The organism is Rhodococcus sp. BP-261, assembly GCF_019835205.1.
In the GTDB taxonomy this organism is placed as follows: domain Bacteria; phylum Actinomycetota; class Actinomycetes; order Mycobacteriales; family Mycobacteriaceae; genus Rhodococcoides; species Rhodococcoides kyotonensis_B.
Genome location: NZ_JABUCO010000022.1, coordinates 24,232 through 41,825, shown reverse-complemented (window position 1 = coordinate 41,825; position 17,594 = coordinate 24,232). Strand labels below are relative to the sequence as shown.

General features: G+C 60.8%; 18 protein-coding genes. 8 read left to right on the top strand and 10 right to left on the bottom strand.

What is annotated here, in order from left to right:
- Window positions 1-136: 136 nt before the first annotated feature.
- The 4 genes from HQ354_RS20375 to HQ354_RS20360 all read right to left on the bottom strand — a co-directional run bounded on the left by HQ354_RS20375 (window position 137) and on the right by HQ354_RS20360 (window position 4,895).
- Window positions 137-868 carry a DUF2637 domain-containing protein gene (locus HQ354_RS20375; RefSeq protein WP_308115246.1) on the bottom strand — a complete coding sequence of 244 codons (732 nt, stop codon included), beginning with the start codon at window positions 866-868 and terminating at the stop codon, window positions 137-139.
- A gap of 233 nt (window positions 869-1,101) precedes the next feature.
- Window positions 1,102-1,992 (bottom strand): hypothetical protein, encoded by an 891-nt coding sequence (locus HQ354_RS20370; protein ID WP_222635448.1) that lies wholly within the window; start codon window positions 1,990-1,992, stop codon window positions 1,102-1,104.
- Window positions 1,989-2,915 carry a ParA family protein gene (locus tag HQ354_RS20365; RefSeq protein WP_222635473.1) on the bottom strand — a complete coding sequence of 309 codons (927 nt, stop codon included), beginning with the start codon at window positions 2,913-2,915 and terminating at the stop codon, window positions 1,989-1,991. Before HQ354_RS20365 ends, HQ354_RS20370 begins: the two co-directional genes overlap by 4 nt.
- A 1,761-nt stretch (window positions 2,916-4,676) precedes the next feature.
- Entirely contained in the window at window positions 4,677-4,895 is a 219-nt protein-coding gene (locus HQ354_RS20360; RefSeq protein WP_222635447.1) for a hypothetical protein, read from the bottom strand.
- 403 nt (window positions 4,896-5,298) lie between these two features.
- Here HQ354_RS20360 and HQ354_RS20355 point away from each other — a divergent pair, with 403 nt between their 5' ends.
- On the top strand, window positions 5,299-6,447 hold the full coding sequence (locus HQ354_RS20355; RefSeq protein WP_222635446.1) for a tyrosine-type recombinase/integrase: 1,149 nt from the start codon (window positions 5,299-5,301) through the stop codon (window positions 6,445-6,447).
- Between the two features lie 81 nt (window positions 6,448-6,528).
- Here the strand turns inward: HQ354_RS20355 and HQ354_RS20350 are convergent, their stop codons facing one another.
- The 4 genes from HQ354_RS20350 to HQ354_RS20335 form a co-directional block, all read right to left on the bottom strand.
- Window positions 6,529-6,840, bottom strand: a complete 312-nt coding sequence (locus tag HQ354_RS20350) for a hypothetical protein (protein ID WP_222635445.1) — start codon at window positions 6,838-6,840, stop codon at window positions 6,529-6,531.
- Between the two features lie 408 nt (window positions 6,841-7,248).
- The gene (locus tag HQ354_RS20345; protein WP_222635444.1) at window positions 7,249-8,262 is read right to left on the bottom strand and encodes an ImmA/IrrE family metallo-endopeptidase; all 1,014 of its coding nucleotides are present in this window, start codon (window positions 8,260-8,262) and stop codon (window positions 7,249-7,251) included.
- A complete protein-coding gene (locus HQ354_RS20340; RefSeq protein WP_222635443.1) occupies window positions 8,252-8,935 on the bottom strand; it encodes a hypothetical protein in 684 nt (227 codons plus the stop codon). Before HQ354_RS20340 ends, HQ354_RS20345 begins: the two co-directional genes overlap by 11 nt.
- Window positions 8,916-9,455, bottom strand: coding sequence for a sigma-70 family RNA polymerase sigma factor (locus tag HQ354_RS20335; RefSeq protein WP_222635442.1), 540 nt, complete (start codon window positions 9,453-9,455; stop codon window positions 8,916-8,918). Before HQ354_RS20335 ends, HQ354_RS20340 begins: the two co-directional genes overlap by 20 nt.
- A 288-nt stretch (window positions 9,456-9,743) precedes the next feature.
- Between HQ354_RS20335 and HQ354_RS20330 the strand changes: the two genes are divergently transcribed.
- The 4 genes from HQ354_RS20330 (at window position 9,744) to HQ354_RS20320 (ending at window position 13,398) form a co-directional block, all read left to right on the top strand.
- Window positions 9,744-11,150: an SIR2 family protein gene (locus HQ354_RS20330; protein ID WP_308115244.1), complete on the top strand. Its 1,407-nt coding sequence runs from the start codon at window positions 9,744-9,746 to the stop codon at window positions 11,148-11,150.
- A gap of 746 nt (window positions 11,151-11,896) precedes the next feature.
- Window positions 11,897-12,376: a hypothetical protein gene (locus HQ354_RS20325; RefSeq protein ID WP_157105232.1), complete on the top strand. Its 480-nt coding sequence runs from the start codon at window positions 11,897-11,899 to the stop codon at window positions 12,374-12,376.
- Between the two features lie 29 nt (window positions 12,377-12,405).
- A complete protein-coding gene (locus HQ354_RS25690; protein ID WP_254303418.1) occupies window positions 12,406-12,570 on the top strand; it encodes a hypothetical protein in 165 nt (54 codons plus the stop codon).
- Window positions 12,571-12,696: 126 nt separating this feature from the next.
- The gene (locus HQ354_RS20320; protein WP_254303419.1) at window positions 12,697-13,398 is read left to right on the top strand and encodes a hypothetical protein; all 702 of its coding nucleotides are present in this window, start codon (window positions 12,697-12,699) and stop codon (window positions 13,396-13,398) included.
- A 149-nt stretch (window positions 13,399-13,547) separates the two neighbouring features.
- On the opposite strand, the gene HQ354_RS20315 is transcribed toward HQ354_RS20320, so the two are convergent.
- Complete coding sequence (locus HQ354_RS20315; RefSeq protein ID WP_068422528.1) at window positions 13,548-13,886, bottom strand: DUF4229 domain-containing protein; 339 nt, start codon at window positions 13,884-13,886, stop codon at window positions 13,548-13,550.
- A gap of 81 nt (window positions 13,887-13,967) precedes the next feature.
- Between HQ354_RS20315 and HQ354_RS20310 the strand changes: the two genes are divergently transcribed.
- The 3 genes from HQ354_RS20310 (at window position 13,968) to HQ354_RS25685 (ending at window position 16,575) form a co-directional block, all read left to right on the top strand.
- The gene (locus HQ354_RS20310; protein ID WP_068422657.1) at window positions 13,968-14,744 is read left to right on the top strand and encodes a DUF3105 domain-containing protein; all 777 of its coding nucleotides are present in this window, start codon (window positions 13,968-13,970) and stop codon (window positions 14,742-14,744) included.
- Window positions 14,741-15,442, top strand: coding sequence for a DUF305 domain-containing protein (locus HQ354_RS20305; protein ID WP_068422531.1), 702 nt, complete (start codon window positions 14,741-14,743; stop codon window positions 15,440-15,442). The genes HQ354_RS20310 and HQ354_RS20305 overlap by 4 nt, the downstream gene beginning before the upstream one ends.
- A gap of 83 nt (window positions 15,443-15,525) precedes the next feature.
- On the top strand, window positions 15,526-16,575 hold the full coding sequence (locus HQ354_RS25685; protein ID WP_068422534.1) for a M23 family metallopeptidase: 1,050 nt from the start codon (window positions 15,526-15,528) through the stop codon (window positions 16,573-16,575).
- Window positions 16,576-16,629: 54 nt separating this feature from the next.
- Here the strand turns inward: HQ354_RS25685 and HQ354_RS20295 are convergent, their stop codons facing one another.
- Window positions 16,630-17,586, bottom strand: coding sequence for a cytochrome c oxidase assembly protein (locus tag HQ354_RS20295; RefSeq protein WP_068422537.1), 957 nt, complete (start codon window positions 17,584-17,586; stop codon window positions 16,630-16,632).
- Between the last annotated feature and the right edge of the window lie 8 nt (window positions 17,587-17,594).

Below are 17,594 nucleotides of genomic sequence, written 5' to 3'. Positions count from 1 at the left end.
AAAATGCAATTTACGCACGGGTGGGGCGAAGTCGTTTTCCATGCTGGCTACTCCGCCTACCGAGACAGACGAACTGCAGCGGATACCTGTTGCGGGCCGTCCTCGGGAGAGGGTTGCTAGCGGAGAGCTGGTGCGTCTATGCGAGGGCTGGTATGCGTTCACGCTTTTCGAGCTTGTGAGGTCGATCGACCGTGGTGGTCTCCCGGTTGCCGCAGCGTTGGGCTGTCGTCATCTGTAGGTCGAACCACGCCGCGAGGTGTGTGGAAACTGTCGCGGTGTCTACGCCGAGCTCTGAGGCGACATCGTTGTAGGCCCAGTCTGGATACTGAAGGTAGACGAGCACTGTCGCCCAGATGGCCGGTTCGAGTCCGCCGCTTTCTTGTTCGGAGGTGGACTCTGCAGCATCGAGGGCATTCGGCTGTGTGCGCTCGATTTCCGCCTCACTGAGCCGTGTTTCCTGCTGGTGTGGCGCACGCAGAACTACAGCAAGTACCTCGGTCATCGCAAGTAGGAAAACTGGTGCAACAGTAGCTATTCCGGCCGCTACCAGTGGCGGAACGGCGTGGGTGGTCAAGGTCGCGTGGTAGCCGTTTCCGAGAATGGAGATACTGGCTGCGACTATGAGTACTGCCAGCACGAGTCTACGGCCGCGGACCGTTTGAGGGTCGTTGTGGTGGGACAGGGCGAGCGCGATCACCGTCGTGGCGACGATTGCGCCGTCGAGAACAGCGGGCAGTGCCCATGCAAGCGTCGGGTCGGTTCCGGCCATGACTGCCAGCTCTCGAAGTGCGGCGAAGGACAACCAGAACGAGGACGCGGCAATGCCCACAGTCAGCGCAATGCCGGTGATCAACGCGACGAAGAGCACTTGGGGATGGACCGTGCGTACAGGTAACGAGACGATGGCGCCGCTTTCGTTGCTGCGCAGGTCCATTCCAAGACTCCTTCAGTGATCAGCGTTGTTTCAGCCCGCTGTGGGCCGGACAGATTGGGTGAGTTCTGGGTTTCGGGTGAAGCTGCGAAGCCTCACCGCTGCGCCGGCTTTCGTCCAGGGCCTGCGTCTCTTGACGAAGGAGAGCGGCCCGTCCCCTCTCCACACCCTCACTCCACGCGTAGGTACAGGCGCAACGCCTGTTCGACGAGGGCACTTCTGCTGCCGGCGCCCCAGTCGATGGCCAACTGGTCCAGAACCGCTGTATCGGAGTTGATGACACCCGCGAGCGGAATACGTGCTCGTGGCGCGTTGTGTCGTCGACGTGTTGGCCTTCCTGCCTCTGCGCGTTTGAAAAGCCCTGTCCCGGAACTTGTGACAGCGCCTGTCCAATGCGCCTTCAGTTCGTCTGCGTGCTCTTCGACGGCATCGAGCACAACTTGACCGTAGGAGCGTGCCTTGACCGGATCCACGCTTCGCTCGTCGAGGGTGAGGGCGCGCAGGGCGGTGTAGATCTCTTGCGGCAGCGCTACTTCGGGCGGCGCGAGACGGTTGGCACTGGTCGTCGGCGAGTCTCGTCGTGAGCTCTTGCGGCGCGCGTCTGCACGGCGTGGCAAGCTCTGCTTGTCGTCGACCTCATTTGGTGGGGTGTTGGCCTGAACAGGTTCTTCGTCCGGCAGCGACGCGTCTTCTGTCACGGCCGAGATGGGTTCATCGATGACGGCAGAAGTTCCCGCTGCGCCCGTATCGCGCTCCGACGCTGTCTCGTTGTCTGCTACAACAGTCAGCGCGTGGGTCCGCTCGGGGTAGTCCTCGCTGGATACGTTGGCATGTTGGGTGGCCTCGGCATCAGTCGCCACTACATTATCGGCACCTGCGTCGTGTCTGTCGCCGGCTGCTGGGCCGTCAGTAGGAGTCGTTGTCTGTTCGTCGCCGGCCTGAGGCGCTGCATTGCCACCCGCGGCGGCTGCGTCTCGGACGAGGTTGATGGGCGGGAGCAGATCGTCCATGTCGTCGAGCGCGTTCGGGTTGAACGCGGGCCTGCGTTTCCGGGTGCTCATGAGACACCGCCTGCAACGCGATCGCGTTCTGCGTTCGAGACGCGGCGAAGGATCTCACGCGTCAAGGCTTGGTAGTCCGACGCAAGCCCTGATGGATCTCTGGACCACAGCCGGTCGCCCGCTTTCCCCTTCTGGCGCAATCTCTGTAGGCGGTTCTTCTGGTCCGATTCGGCGACCTCGACAAGTTCGAGCGGAGTGAGATGACGCGTCCGAAGATCGACCGCGGCGGCACGATCTGATCGGATGAACGTTTCGAACGGATCGGCACCGCTGCCCTCAAGAAGGTCGTTCACTTGCTCAAAGACTTCACGATTGCGTGCCGTTGCGCGAGGGTTCGTGTCGAAGAGGACCACGCCGAGAAGCTGGATCAGGGATCCAGCTTGTCGAGCTCGCAGGTAACGCATCGCGAGAAGTTCGACACCGGACAAGCTGGCGTCGTCATCTTTCGTGGGCACGACGAGGTATCGCGCTGTGCCGAGCAGGGCGTCGAGGAGTGGCGCGTCACCAGGTCCCGAATCAATCAGGACCAGGTCGTAGTTCTCGGCATCGTTTAGCTCGTTCAGTGTTTGAGTCAGGTTTGCGCGCAGGTCAGTGTTGGTCTGGGCTGCTGTGGCCGCTACAGCGGAAATGACCGCGAGGGCCGGGCCACCTGGGATGACGTCGAGGTTCGGACGCACGCTCCTGACAGGTGTGAGCGGCTGCCCGTATTGCAGCGTAATACTGAGCCCACGTCCACCGTCGCCTTCGACCCCGAGATCCGAGGAGGAGACATTGGCTTGCTGGTCGGCATCGACGACGAGTACACGCCGCCCTGTGGCGGCAACCATGCCCGCCACTGCCGACACGATCGAGCTCTTGCCAACGCCGCCCTTCTGATTGGCGACCAGCACTGTCCGCGAAGTTCCGGTTGTCGTCACCCGCATGAAAGTACCGGACACCGCCCGCAGATCCGTCCTACGACACGCCCTTTGCAACAGCCGTTCATAGAGCCGTTGTTTGAGCGTCACATCACGCTGGTTCTGCAGCGCTTTCTCAAGCCTATCCAAGAGCCCTCTAGCAGACTGTTTCTCCAGCTATTCAGCAGGGCACTTGTACAGCGTTTGGTCAAGTCTGTGCAATAGCCGTACTTCAAGCCTGGATACAGGCTTTGTCCGCGACCAGACGTACGGCGGGTCACATCGCTGTAGCTGCGGACTTAGACAGGACCGCATGAAACATCTTACATTCAGCTTTATATAAATCCGTCTTAGAGGCCTGGTGTAACGCCTTGACCCAGTACGTATTGTCGGCACATGTAACAGCTTGCTGCACGGCCCTCCATCAGGCCGGATGTACGACCATTTGCTTACCCTGGCGATTGGCCCTGTACCCGTCCATCTGTGCGGCCGTAGCGCTGCACCGTTACACGACCTATCTACCGCACCTGCCACGGTACCCATATACGGTCGAACGGCTGCTCATAAATATGGCCATGCGTATGGTCTTACGTATGGCCTTACCTCTTGCCGCACAGCCGGTCACATGCATATGTGCCGGTCAAGCGCCATTTTCAGTCTTTCGGTATCGTACCGGGTCGGTCACTTCATCCGACATAAAGAAGCGACGACAGTTGAACCAAAGACCGGCGAGCGATCACAACACCGGACGAGAAGTCGACACCGTTCGTGCATTCCAGACGCTGAATGGAGAACACTCCGTGCCGTCGATAGGGAGACACTTGGACCGCTCGCATGCGTTCGCAAACGCGTATCGCAAACAGCGAAAAACCAGACGAGGCGGTCGGCAACACTTGCTGATGCCCCCGTTCGGCAACAGCCCAAACCTGTCACCAACAAGCATGCGTACTAGCGGACCCAAGCCGACCCTTGGACGTCCCACTCGACGGACACTCCGCCGCTCCGACAGGGCGAGTCCCATTACGAACCGCCGACATCGAAACTAGTGCCCACTGAGCCCTCTCCTTGACCGAGGACGCCCACTCATTGAGCGGCACTACGAACAGTAGAAGGCGAGAAACCACAACCACCACGCGCATTCATATTCAAGACCTGCTCCAGAGTCTCCAGATTGCAGAGCCACACAGGTCCTAAACCCCCCTACGAAATCGAGAGCCTCACAAGATCGGACTTGCAACCGTAGTTGGAGCCACGGCATTGGTCCGTGTTACGTCCTTCCGTATGGTCTTCGCTATGGCCCTACGTATGGTCTTATCTCCGGCGGGATTACGAGTCGTCGACAGCCCGCGCACCGAACAGGAGTTCGTCTCAATTGCGAAAACAGACCAGAACGACAACACGACGTGTGAACCTCACAGGTCTGCCAAATACGTCACAGTGACAGTTCTGAGACATCCAACAAATCACTGACACATCCGATGTGGTCGGGTAGTGGCACATAGCTTCACGTGAGCTCAACGCTGACGCAGTCTCTCTCGCGGAGGCATTCACAGGATCGACGTCCGGACAGGTAAAGACACCCGACACGCACTGAGTTGGGCGGGCGCTCCCAGATGTTGTGGATGGTGAGCGGTGCTCCCGAAGCAGGGCGCCAGCCGGTACATCCTTCGTCGCTGTCGTTCGTAGCGGTTGACTCGGTCGGGGAGCCGTCAGCAAAACTGAACGGTTGCACCGACAACGCAGGTGTGACTGAACCTGCCTTCGGCTGCAGGCGCACAGCCTGCGTCGTCAACGATGGGTAAAGCTGCGATCGCCAGGTGCACCGGCACCACGCTGCGGGGCACCGGCTTTCCGGTCATTGAGCGTCTCTCTTCGACCGGCCCGGCTGGCATTTACGATAACGATCAGCTCTGCGGCCTCGTGGATGAACACCACGGACGCCAGGCTGCAGATCGCGGTCGTGCCGAAAAGATCAGTGCGCCGATGATGACCGATGCCGTCCGACATCCTGCGGCATGATCCCGGCCGTGCGCGAGCAGGTCCTGCACGACCATGCGCCCCACCTAGCAGTCCGTCCGGGAAACAAGAGACACGACATGTTGACCGGTTCCGAGCCCCCTCTTACATCTCCGCAGCTCAACGGGCACCATCTGCGCGCGCTCCGCAGACATTCCGTGCGGCCTAACGCTGAGAACAATTGACGTGTCCCAGGTCAGGTCGATGACATTTTGGTGGGAAATCTCAACTAACGTCGCGTTTCTTACCCTCTGTTGCCATCTGATCCAGTCACTTCCTATTTTGTGGATGTCGACTACGTAAATTGCATTTTCCGCACCAGCTGCGTCGAAACGCCAGTTCAGCACAGTTTTCGCTCCGCGGACCTGTCGGAGACCTACGCTAGGCTGCCGATATGGACTTCCACCCAGCGGCAGGCACTCCAGCGCCGTCATCGACGGCTGTGGAACCCGAGATCCCGCCCGCCGTCGCCAAGCGGATCGCGAAGGCGGTGGAATCCTCCCGATCGGAGGGCACCCGGCGGACCTACGCAGCCGGGTGGCGGCGCTTCGCCGGCTGGTGCGAACGGGAAGGACATGTCGCGTTGCCGGCGCACCCGGTCGCCGTCGCCGCCTACCTCGTCGACGCGGCCGACACCCGAACCGAAACGGGGGAGCGAGCCTACGCCGCCGCCACGTTCGGGACCTGGATCGCGGCGATCAATCACCAGCACCGCACCACCGGACATCTGTCACCGACCGCGCACGAGCTGGTGACCGCGACCCTGTCCGGGATTCGCCGGGAGTACGCGACGGCGGGGGACCGGCCCCGCACACCGCGGGTTCCGCTGTTGGTCGACGACATCCGCGTCCTCGTCGGGACCGCGCGAGACCGGAGCCGCGGCTGGGCCGACGACGTCCTCGAACGCCGGGACTCGGCGATCCTGCTGCTCGGGTTCGCTGGCGCCTTCCGCCGCAGCGAACTCTCAGACCTGGTCTGCGGCGACGTCACGCTGCACCGCCTCGACGGCATTCACGTCCGACTGCGGAAGTCGAAGACCGACCAAGAGGGCAGGGGAGTTGTGAAAGCGCTGCCGTATACCGATTCTCACGAGACGTGCCCACCCTGCGCCTACGTCCGGTGGGTGCAGGTCGTCTCAGCCTTCGACGCCGGTGGCCGACCATCGGTGATCCGGTTGTTGCGCAAACGCGAACCGTTCGCAGGACATGTGTGCCGTGGGGGAGTGCCCCGTACCGCCGCCCGGGCGCCCCTGCTGCGTGCCATCGCCCAGAACGGCAACCTCGGCGCCACCCCGCTGTCCGGGGCCGCGATTCACAAGACGATCCGTCGCCGAGCCGAACACGCCGGCTACGACCCCACCGCGCTGACCAAGCTCGGCGGTCATTCCCTGCGGGCCGGGTTCGTCACCCAAGGCACCCGCAACGGCGCCGACAGCACCGCGATCGCCCGACAGACCGGCCACACCCGCCTCGACTCCGTCGAGGTGTACCGCCGCGAGCACGCGCCCTTGGTCGGTAACGCCGTCACCGACATCGGTCTCTGACGGGCCAACTGAGCCGAAATCCCTTCGAAAGACCGTGCACAATAGGTATCGGTGAGACGCCCTGCTGGTGCACTCATCCCTCTAGATACTGGCGTGCATCCAGTCGCTAACTTTTTTATCGACGCCGTACGTTCCCCATCCTTGGCCATCGACGTTTACAACAACGACGCTATCGTTAGCATCGACATGTTGTTTGATGGCATCGCGCAACTCCGCGACTGTGAGGTTGGTTTTGATAAAGAAGCTACTTGCCAACGGTTTTGCCCATGAATCGTGTGACTTGAGGTACGCGATGAGCTTCTCGTAGTTCTGACCTGTCCTATTGAGGTCGTAGTTCACCCAATGTACTGCCACTGGCCGTCCAATCTGCGAGGTGCGCTTGTCTATCGACATAAGGCAGTCCGTGATGGCCGACTAATTCGGGCACCACGAACTGCCTTCGGGTCAACCGTTCTCAGTAACAGTCGTCTTTGGCGAATTCTGCGCTTGGCGCGACGTGACGTAACGGCCGGTCACTGCGCTACGGTGCGCCTTGATGGTGCTGTTGTTGCCGCTCGATTCCACTACCGATGTGCGTGGATGTCTGGCTGCAGCAGCCTTGCTTATGTACCGACCAGTGATGGCACTGCGCGCATGCCCTCCGGAACCCTTGCCCTTAGCCATGGGATCTCCTTATCCCTCGGAGCTGTAACGGCTTTGGCGTCACAGACAGCGGTCGGACTCAACTCATCCGGCCGATTAGACACCTTTCGTGCCCAACACCTAGTAGTCGGCACACCCAGCTCGCGAGTTAGCTCCCAACTACTCGCGGCAGTCGATGCACAGCCCATCGACGATGAGGTTCGAGTGAAATAGCGTGAAGCAACCAGCACATGCGATCTCACGTGCTGCACGTTGATCACATAGGCATCGTTCACAGACTGGGCAAAACTGACGGCCACATTCGTCACACGGGTAACCACGAACCGTTCTTGCTTTATTACAGCAGTGGATTTCGCCCGTTGGCCGCTCGTCGTATACCTGACGGTCATCAAAGTGGAGCGTCTCAGCACCCCATAGATCGTGTACGGCAAACACTGCGAAGATGTAGCGTCCGTCAGATACCGCGTCAACATAGTACTCGTGACGAATCCCCCAGGGGGTAAGCCAATAACTTCGTCGTCGAAGCAACCCATTGTCGGCCAGCCCGGCCAGCGGGTGGCCAGGCGGAATGGCCTGTCCGGTCCATGGGACTCCGGACGGCCATCCCTGTTCAGGGTCGGGTCTTACGCTTGAGAAAATGACTGTCTGTTTGGTTCGGTCGATAATCACAACGGCACCAGCGTGCGGCAGCCGCGCAGACAACGCAATAGCACATGCGGGACGGCTCGCGTGGGTCGCCGCGATCAGGTCGACGAGACCTTGAGCAGAGATGGCATTCCCCCTCAGAGAACTCACAACAATGCTGTTGGGTATAAGCAGTTCTTGAGCGATTCGGTCGCAGAGTGTCTCTAGAATTTTTGCCGCTTCGTCTTGTTCAGCCAGCCAATCGTAAATTTCGTCTATCTGGTCAACCAGCCAGTGGCCCAGTTCGTGAGCCAGCGTGAAGTTTTGTCGCCGATCGCCTGTGTTTCGATAAAGAATTATATCGTCACTGAGAAATGACATCCCGTCGCACAGGCCCCCTTCGCTTCTGCTTTCCGAAAGGTGGTCCACAGCCTTTATTGTTAGACCGATTTCCTCTTCAAGGGTGGCAATAGGCGAACTGGCGAACCGAGCAGCAACACCTGACTGAAGCTGCTTGACCGCCAGACGCACGCAATCCTCAACTCTCATCTTGAACACTCTTTTTTTCGCTTGCGGATACAAGCGCTTCTAGCGACCGCAAGAGGAGTTCGTTGGGAGGAGTTTCCCCTCTGTATACAGTCGCGTCCAGACGGCTCAGTAGCATCGCTGCTGCCACATCTTCAGTAACCCGCTTTATCTTTGCCCACCGTACGGCCAGATTTGCAAACAGGGGGTCATTGCCGAGTTCGGCGTTTCGTAGCGAAACTGACTCTCTTGCGGAAACGTCCACTAGACTGTCTGGTGTAACTGCAAGTACCTTTGCTATAGCGTCAATCAGTGCAGGGGGAACCATAGACGCATTTTTTGCAGACCAATTGAAAACATCGCGAGTGGAAACCTCCCACTCACTACTTGCAAGCCTGGAAGCGATCTCGCTCGCTTTCATTCCTGTCGATTTCATTGCTGCCTGCAATTTAACCGGATTCAGCGTCTTCGAAGCTTTGGGTACTAAACCGAGCATTTGCGCCACAGGATCGTTGTCCAACGCCGGGACGGCATATGCGCGATCTCGGAGAGCCTCCACCACCCGGCGTACCGCATCTAGCTCGCGACGCTCGTCATCGCTCGCGTTTTCGAAGCCAGAAGTAACACCAGTGTCTAGGTACGCTTCAAGAAGGGCATCGAACCTCCTGCTCTTGGAGTCACCGTTCACTTCGATCACCGTCTTCGTCTAGTGCTTCTCGTAGTTTGGTCGTTACTTTCTTGGCGATCTGGCTTATCCGTGCAGGTGAGACCTCAAGCTCGGCAGCCAACCTCTCACGCGGTCGTTGCAGGGCGATGTACTCCCACGCAACCTTGCGTTCTTGTTCGCTGAGGAGCGAAAGTTTGTCCCACAGCAAGGCGCCCGAGCGCTGGAGGTCGACGAATTCGGCAACGGAGGTCGCTACGTCGACACTGTCTGCCTGTTCCAGCTGATCCTCGGGTGTTAACGGACTACCGTGCCGGACGGCGGCCGATCGCACGTGATCGAGGGCCCGGCGCTTGGTCGTCGAGATCATCAGCGCTTCCCAGGTCTGCACATTCGAAGGCGGAGACTTCATCAAAGACTCCATCGCCGACATGACGACGTCTTCCGCTTCAACTTCACGTCCGAACGGACGGAGAACACTGACCGCCACCCGATACATCGAGTCCCGGTATTTCAGGTAAAGGGCTGCCCAGTCCGGCGGGGACACGCTCATCGGAGGACCTCGTTCGTGTTGAACAGCGTTGACCTGGTTGCCTACACTGCCGCATGTCTTCAATAAGTTACATATGCAGGTAGTCGATGTAGACCCTGTCGCAGTTAGCGAGCGTCTGCGGCCTGGCCAATCCAATCGACTCCGACACTCTCGCTCGCGGCTCGAACCTTGAGTGGGCGCCATCGTCAACGCCTGAAGGAGGAGGCTACGTTCACTTCTCTCGGCATACGGTCAGCAGGTCTTTAATCCCGTTCTCGGCCGCCGTTGACGCTGTGGAATTCTAAGGCCGTGAGTGCCGTCGATCTTTCAGCTGAGACCATGGGCCAGTTTCGTGCTTCCGGGGTAAGGGACCACCTCACGATCCTGCTGGGGGCCGGCGCCTCCACGTCGTCGGGGCTTCCCGACTGGGATACGTTTGCCAGCCGCCTGCTGGTCAGTAGTGGAGCAGTCACGGACTCTGAGATCGCGACCTTGCTCATGGAGCGACAGGACCCCATGCTGGTCGTCGAGGCTGCGAAAGCCGCGGCGGGTACGCGATGGCCACAAGTCCTCCGTGGAGCTCTGTATGCAGAAGTCGAAGACGAGGAACCATCACCCCTACATCTTGCTGCAGTGGGCCATCTGCTTGATCCTGCTGCCCCAAGCACCGACCTCGTTACTCTTAATTTCGACACGCTCCTTGAGAAAGCAATCGAGCGAGAGACGAGCGCCGTTGTTCGTTCGTCGTCGTCAGGATCTACCGTGGAAGATGCCGACTTCACAGTGCAACACCTGCATGGTGTTATACGTCGAGAAGCTACTGACCAAGTCATCCTCACTCTTTCAGAGTTCTACGACGTCATCGCAGACGACTCCGCATGGCAAGCCTCGTATATTCGCGCGGCCGTGACACGTGGGGCCTTGGTTATCGCCGGTACGTCCTATCGGGACCCTGATGTACGTCATTGGCTGCATTCAGCACTTCCAAGCAAGCCCTCCGATCGTGAGGCGTTGGTCTTGCTTGCCCGGCAGGGCTTCAAGATGACGAAGGCGCAGTTCGAAGCAGCCAAGGATGCTTTGGCAAACCAATGGACTGCCATAGGCATCAAACCCGTTCTTCTCGAAGACCACGCTGATGCGGCGCAGATTATCCGCGAGCTGCACCATGTGCATGGCGCCAATTACTTAGCTCCGCAGGAGCGTTCGCGCACGATCTGGAATGCCCACAGTCGCCAGTTCGCCGAACTCCAAACGACTTACGTTGACTTGCTAGATGCCGACGCGGAGATCATGAGTCGAGAGCTGAACGTCACCCGACTGAACGTGACGTTGTGGCTAGCTGATGGGACCGGCGGACTTGTGAGATGGGCCGCGCACGACCGGGTCTACCGCAGTATCGCTGCGTTGCGCCGAATCGAAACCGGACATGACAGCCAATGGATTGCAGGTCGTGCCCTGGGAGGGGAGGAAATGCTGCATCAAGACCTAGACGGAGGCGGGACCCGGCGTTGGCGATCGGTGCTGGCTCTGCCTATCTCCGTACCGCATCCAGAGCTGCCAGCGGTCGCGTCTGCAGTCCTGACACTTGGACTACCAAACCCGACGGCTGATCTGGCCCCAACTGCGACCATATGGGGCGAAGCACTGCAGAACATTGCGAACGCCTGGAGCGAACGCCTGGGCTATATCGGCTTTGAAGGGCAGTGGCAGGGGTAGTGTGTGAGGTGGAAGGGGTACACGATGAAACGCGACCGCAGTACATACCAGGACCTTGGGAACGGCGTCTATCGAGTAACAGGTGCCGTACGTCGCAGTGCTGTCACGGGTCGTTTCGTCTCTAAGACGTCGGCGAAGCGCACAACAGACGTAGGCGGTCGATCCGTCACGAATCGGTCTGCCACTGCCGGACGCTGGGTAACAACAGCAACGCCAGCCAGCGGTACCTCCGTCACAGTGCGCAATCCTCGTGAAGAGGTTCGTAAAGCTCGCGGTTGATCCCCGACTCGCGAGGGTAGTGCGAATTCGCGCACGAACCCATGATCACGCGCCAGACACGGGCTGTTTGTCAACGCGTAGGCAAAAGCGCTCAGAAGCAGCTTCAGCCTCAGTAATACCCAACCTGAACTTTGTCGTCAATTTTGCTTGACGGTGCGGTAACTGCGCTTTGGGCGCGCAGTAGCGCCGACCATCCGAGGTGTAGTCGGATCCGGTTCGCGGCTCGCAGGCTTGGCAACAACAACGGTGCATATTGTGTTGCAGGTGAACGAACGCGTTGCGAAGTGGACTGTCGCTTACGCGGTCACTGTGTTCATTCGTGGGAACGATGCCTGTCGCGGCTCAACGTCGACAATTTCATGCGACTCCGGTGTCACCTCGTGTGCGATTCTGGACTCGAGCGACCGGAGAAACGGAGGGACGAGGTGGCATGGACTCGCCGCAACCCGAACGGGCTCGAAGACGGCATGATCGTCCGCAAGCTGTCGATGCCGTCGGCGGTGTTTCGTGTCAGCGGTGATCCAGACGCCGGCCGCGCCACCTTCGTGGCATTGAGCAAAGGGCAACGCACAGTCGTGGGCGGCAATGCCCGCAACTACCGCCCCGAGACCGAGGACGAAGTGGCCGAACGCCAGATCGGTTACCGCGACCCGACAGTGATGGACAGCGCTGAGGTAGAGCAGGTCGACGACGCAGAGCCAGTCGATGTCATCGAATCACCTTCCGCAACACCCGGGCCCTTGCTGCGATCTGTCGACCCGATGCCAAAGCCTTCCCCTGGTGCGGACATCGCGGCGCTGTGTCGGCGCCTGGAAGATGTGGTCGCGGTGGTCGAGGACGGCACCTGCAGCCCGTTGGAAGCGGCGGCGATCGTCCAGGCTGCGGCGGAGTTGAACTGGGCTGTCGCGATGGGAAAGTTCGGTACCGACGACGAGCGTGACGGTTGACGTCGGTGGGCGGCGGTAGCGTCGCAGTCGTGCAGCCGAGATCAACTGCGACGTCGACGAGTCGATATCGGTACGAGTGGTTGCTGTTCGCCGACTGGTGCGTCGCCGCCGAGGTTGCAGCGTTGCCTGCATCGCCTTTGACCCTTGCGGAGTTTCTCGGCGACAATCCGGCGAGTGATTCGGTGCAGATCTGACGTGTCTCTGCGATCAACCGAGGCCACCTCGATACCGGTCATCCACCGCCGGGGCGGACCACCTCTTTTCGCCTGGCTCTGGACTCCGCACGAGCCGAGAGGACGCGTCACCGAGCCCGCCATTACATGACCTTGGCGACCGCGCTCGCCACAGAGGGGTCGGCGGCAGCATTGTTCGGGCGCCGAGATGCGGTTCTGCTCATGCTGTCCGGAGTCGGACTCTCGCACAAAGCGATTGCGGACCTCGACCGGTTCGATATCAGCGCCGACGACGACGGTTTGTGGATCGGCGGTAGCCACCAGATCCGTATCGACGCCGACGAAGCGTCGGGGAGTACACCGTCTGAGATATGGGAACGCTGGCGCATCGTCCTGCAGTTCTCGGATCGGTACCCCTCGACGGCCTTGCTCGTAGATCATCTGCAGGCCAACACTTTTCCCGACTTGAGCGACTTGCATGATCGGCCTGGTCCGATCGCTCTGCCGATCGACCGGTGGGGCCACCTGCCGTTTCCTGCGACAGCGATGACTGCGGCCGCGATCGGGGCGGTGCTCGATGCTCACCGCACCGGGATTCCGCCGCAGCATGTCCCTCCGCGTCGCCTCTCAAGGCCGCGCGAGTACGACGACAGTGTCCCGAGTGCGACTGCGCCGGAAGCGGTCTCGGCACCGTTGGGCGCGGAATACTACAAAGCCGGCGTCGACGCCCGCCGCCGCGCGCACGCCGCTCTGGCCGATGTGCCCGAACTCGTCGACGACGTCGAAGACCGCATCGAAGCGCTCCTGCAGCGCACCCTCGATCTGCTCGGCGACGACACCGAACTCTGACGTGGCTTGCAGTCTGTTCGTCGGGAAGTCCTGACGAGCCGCCCCTGACATATAACCAACTTATCGGCGGGGCTTGTCTTCATCGCATCTCGACCATTTGGTAACTACCCCCACCAAGATCGTTGGAGAAAAGGCAGGCCCACCCGCTTTCACTTCACGTGCGATTGATTACCTCGACGGGAGGAGCACCGCGCTGACGGGCGTGAGGCCGGACTCTTCAGTGCTTCTGCACGCATGCGGTCGACGGCGTCGATGTCCGCGTTGATGGTACGGCGGAGCTTTCTGAACGCGAACGCCGAGAACGGAAGGCTGGCTGCGAGCGCGATGAACAGCACCGCGGGCAAGGGGATCGCCAGATCCGCTGCGGCCCTGATAGCCAGGACGATGCCTGCGGTGGCGCACACCAACAGCAGTCGAGCGCCGTTGTAGGCCAAGACGTGGAATACCAACAGCCCTTTGACGGTGGCGGGTTTGCGGAACAACGGCATCGGTTCGGGGCGACCTCTCGTGGGGATGAGCTACTGTCGAATGCAAATACTATGCTTCATAGTATTTACAAGGAGGAGTGGATGCGTAAGTCGAGGCCGACCCGGGGCCGTACTGGTGCTAGGGCGCCGCACCGCGGGGTTCCTGGAGGTAGCCGAGTGCCGTGGTCGATCGTAGGCGCCACTTTCGTGATAGTGCTGCTCATAGGCTTGATCGGATTCAATCTGACCCCACGCATCATCGACCGCAACCAGGCGCAGCGGTTCGCGCCGACCGCCGAGGATCCAGATCCTGCGCAGGGGATCGAAGGGGTAGTCGAGATCGAGTACGCAGCAGCGCGGCATGTCGCGGCTAACCAACGCGTCGCCTACGACCAAAGTCCACCCTTCGGTGGCCCCCATGATTCGACGTGGGCGACATGTACGGGCGTCGTCTACCCGGTAGCTCTACGCAACGAGAACGCAGTTCATGCACTCGAACACGGCGCGGTATGGGTGACCTACGACCCCAACCGTGTATCGGCAGACGACATCGATGCACTCACCGCACGTGTGGAGGGTGAGCCGTACATGTTCATGTCTCCTTACCCCGACCTACGGGCACCGATCACGCTTCAATCACGGGGGCACACACTCGAACTCGACTCCGTGTCCGACCCGCGCATCACTCAGTTCATTGCGGCGCTGCGACAGAACCCATCGACCCATCCGGAGAACGGCGCGAGCTGCTCGACCATCTCCGGTGCGTTCGATCCCGAGAATCCGCCGCAGTTCGACTCGACCACACCCGGCCCCGATGCGGTTCCGCTCGACGATCCCGTCTCTTATGAGACGCCAGCGATGGACGGAAGTGGCCGATGAGCACCGGCGATACGGATTCTGCACGGCAAACGGCCCGTGCACCCGGGCGGCGTCAGGTTCTCGTTGCTCTGGTTGGCATCGCGCTAGTGCTGGCGGGGGTGCTGATCGGCGTTCTGGTGTCTCCGTCGGGCACAGGCGTCGAGTCTCCTGCGCCAGAATCTCTCGAAGTCGGCTTCGCGCAGGACATGTCGGTGCATCACAATCAGGCGATCGAAATCTCCGCTATGGCGTTGGATCGTTCCTCCGATCCGGTTGTGCGGACCCTCGCGTACGACGTACTGACATCACAGCAGAGCCAAGTCGGCACGATGCAGGGCTGGTTGGCGATGTGGGGTAAATCGGCGGTGCCGACTGCTCCGCCGATGATGTGGATGGCCGAGGACGAGTCGATGACCGGCCACGATATGTCCATGGGGATGGACGGGCGGGCGTCGATGTCGATGCCGGGAATGGCGAGCTCGTCGGAGCTGCAGGCATTGGGGGGTATGAACGGAGAAGAATTCGACGGAACGTACCTCCAATTGCTGCGCCGCCACCATCAGGGCGGGATCCCGATGGCGAGGTTCGGTGCCGACAATGCGTCGGTACCCGTCGTTGCTGCCTTCGCGCAGACGATCGCCTCTACGCAAACTGCCGAGATCGATCAGATCGACACCCTGATGGCTTCGCACAGGGTCGCGCCGCTCTCAGAAAACTAAGCCCGGCCGCGTCAACCGGTACTCAGAAACAGGCAGGCAGTACCGCAGTGCTACATACACATTCCCGCCATGAAAGGTCAGACATGACCCCCTCCGAATCGCCATCGACGCCCGTAGCCGGAAAATGCTCCCGCAGAACGCGATCGAGCTCGATCGCCGCCATGGTGGTCGCGGCGGCGTTCACGCTCGCACCGACGGCCATCGCCACACCATCGAACGTCGACGCGGCGACGGTGGACCAACCGGCTGTCGATTCTGTCGGAAGATTGATACGCCTTGCCGACCGCGCGGCCCAAGTGGGCACCGATCCGATCGCATTGTCCGAGTTGACGAACTTCGCGTGGGCGAGTGTGGAAGCGGCCCGCAGCAGCGGAGTCATCGACGACGCCTCAGACCCTTTGGCGGAGACGTTACGTTGTGTCGTCGACGTGCTTGCCACGGGAGCAGCGGGCGGTTCGGCGCAGACAGTCTCATGTCTGACTCCGTTGACCAGGATGGATCCATTGCTGGGGCTACGTGTCCTGTCCTCGCTACAGGTCGACCTCCTGGACCCCGCCCTGCCGCATGCGCCGGAGCAAGGCCCCGATGAGACATCGACATCCGATTCAGCTGCCGGCGAACCGGATTCGCTCGATTCCCGTCTTACGCAGCCCCCGCCCGAGATCGACGCACCGGCCCCGCGCCCGGACATCGAAGCAACCCCCATACCTGGACCAACGCGATCAGCGACAGCCGCCGCGCCCAGCAGCGGTATCGTTACTTCGAGTTTCGGGACGCGTGCCGGCGCACAGCACGGCGGTGTCGACATCGCCGACTCCCTGGGCGCCCCTATCGTCGCTGCGGCCGACGGCACGGTGATCAGCGCCGGTCCGGCGCAGGGATTCGGGCTGTGGGTTCGGATTCGACACGACGACGGGTCGATCACCACGTATGGGCACAACGACGGCAACTCGGTGACCGTCGGTCAGCGAGTGGTTAAGGGCCAGCAGATCGCGCAGGTGGGCAACCGAGGCAATTCGACCGGACCGCACCTGCATTTCGAGTCGACCTCGCCCGGCGGGCAGAAGGTCGACCCGGAGTCGTGGCTCCGGGACCGGGGCGCCCAGATCGGCGCTGGTCGGCTCGCGCAATGAGTGCGCGGGTGGCGGGTACTTTGGTGAAGCACTGGCACTGGCAGCCGATAGTGGTTACCGGTGCCGGCGGGTATCGGTGCCGATGGTCTTCAAGAACTCGTTGTAGGCATTGAGTTCGCTGTAGCCGTCCTCTTCCGCCTGACGATCCGCGAGAGCCGACTGATCTTTCTCGTCGCGATTCCACCGGATGCAAAAGATTAGAACGACCAGCAGTGCGACCGGCTCTCCGTACGACCAGGCGAGAGCTCCGGCGAGTTTTTGATCGTCGACCGGGTCCACGCCCCATTCCGGCGGCGGGGAGGCGAACGTCGACAACATCGGTGTACTGGTCATCATCAATATGACTCCGAAGAAGACGTGCAGCGGCATTTCGACGAAGAGGTCGAACATGCGGCCCAGGTTCGTCTGGCGGACCGGCAGGGGTCCTACTGCGAGGATCGGAATGATGAACAGCAGCCCGCTGGCGAAGAAGAAGACCTCCATCGACACGTGACCGATCACGGTCACAGCCAGACCGTCGAAGATCGAGGACAGATACAGCCCGTAGTAGCTGAACAGAAACAGCGGGATCGTCACCCCTGGGTGCAGTGCGATCCTGCCGGCTCGACTGCGCAAACCGGTCAGCGCTGCGACCAGGATCCAGCGTCCACACCCGTGATGCGATGTGGCGCGCAACAGCATCCGCCCAGGTGAGCCCAGGACCAGTAGCGGTGGGATCGTCATCGACAATGTCAGGTGCTGGAACATGAAGACGCTGAACATGCTGTAGCCGTAGCGCTCGACCTGTAGTCCGGTGACCAGTACGAGAAACAGGCAACCGAGAAGGAAGCTGGCACTGCGCCACGGTGACCAGTAGATGCTCTTCTTCCGGACTCGGTGCAGTCCCCAGCAGTACAACGCTGCCATGACGATGCCGGTGATCGGCAGAACAGGAAGAGGCGGGATATCCCAGCTCAGCAGTGCCGAGAGGGTGGGCGGCGCTGTCGGCGTGTCGACTACTGCACGGTTCATCGCCCGGG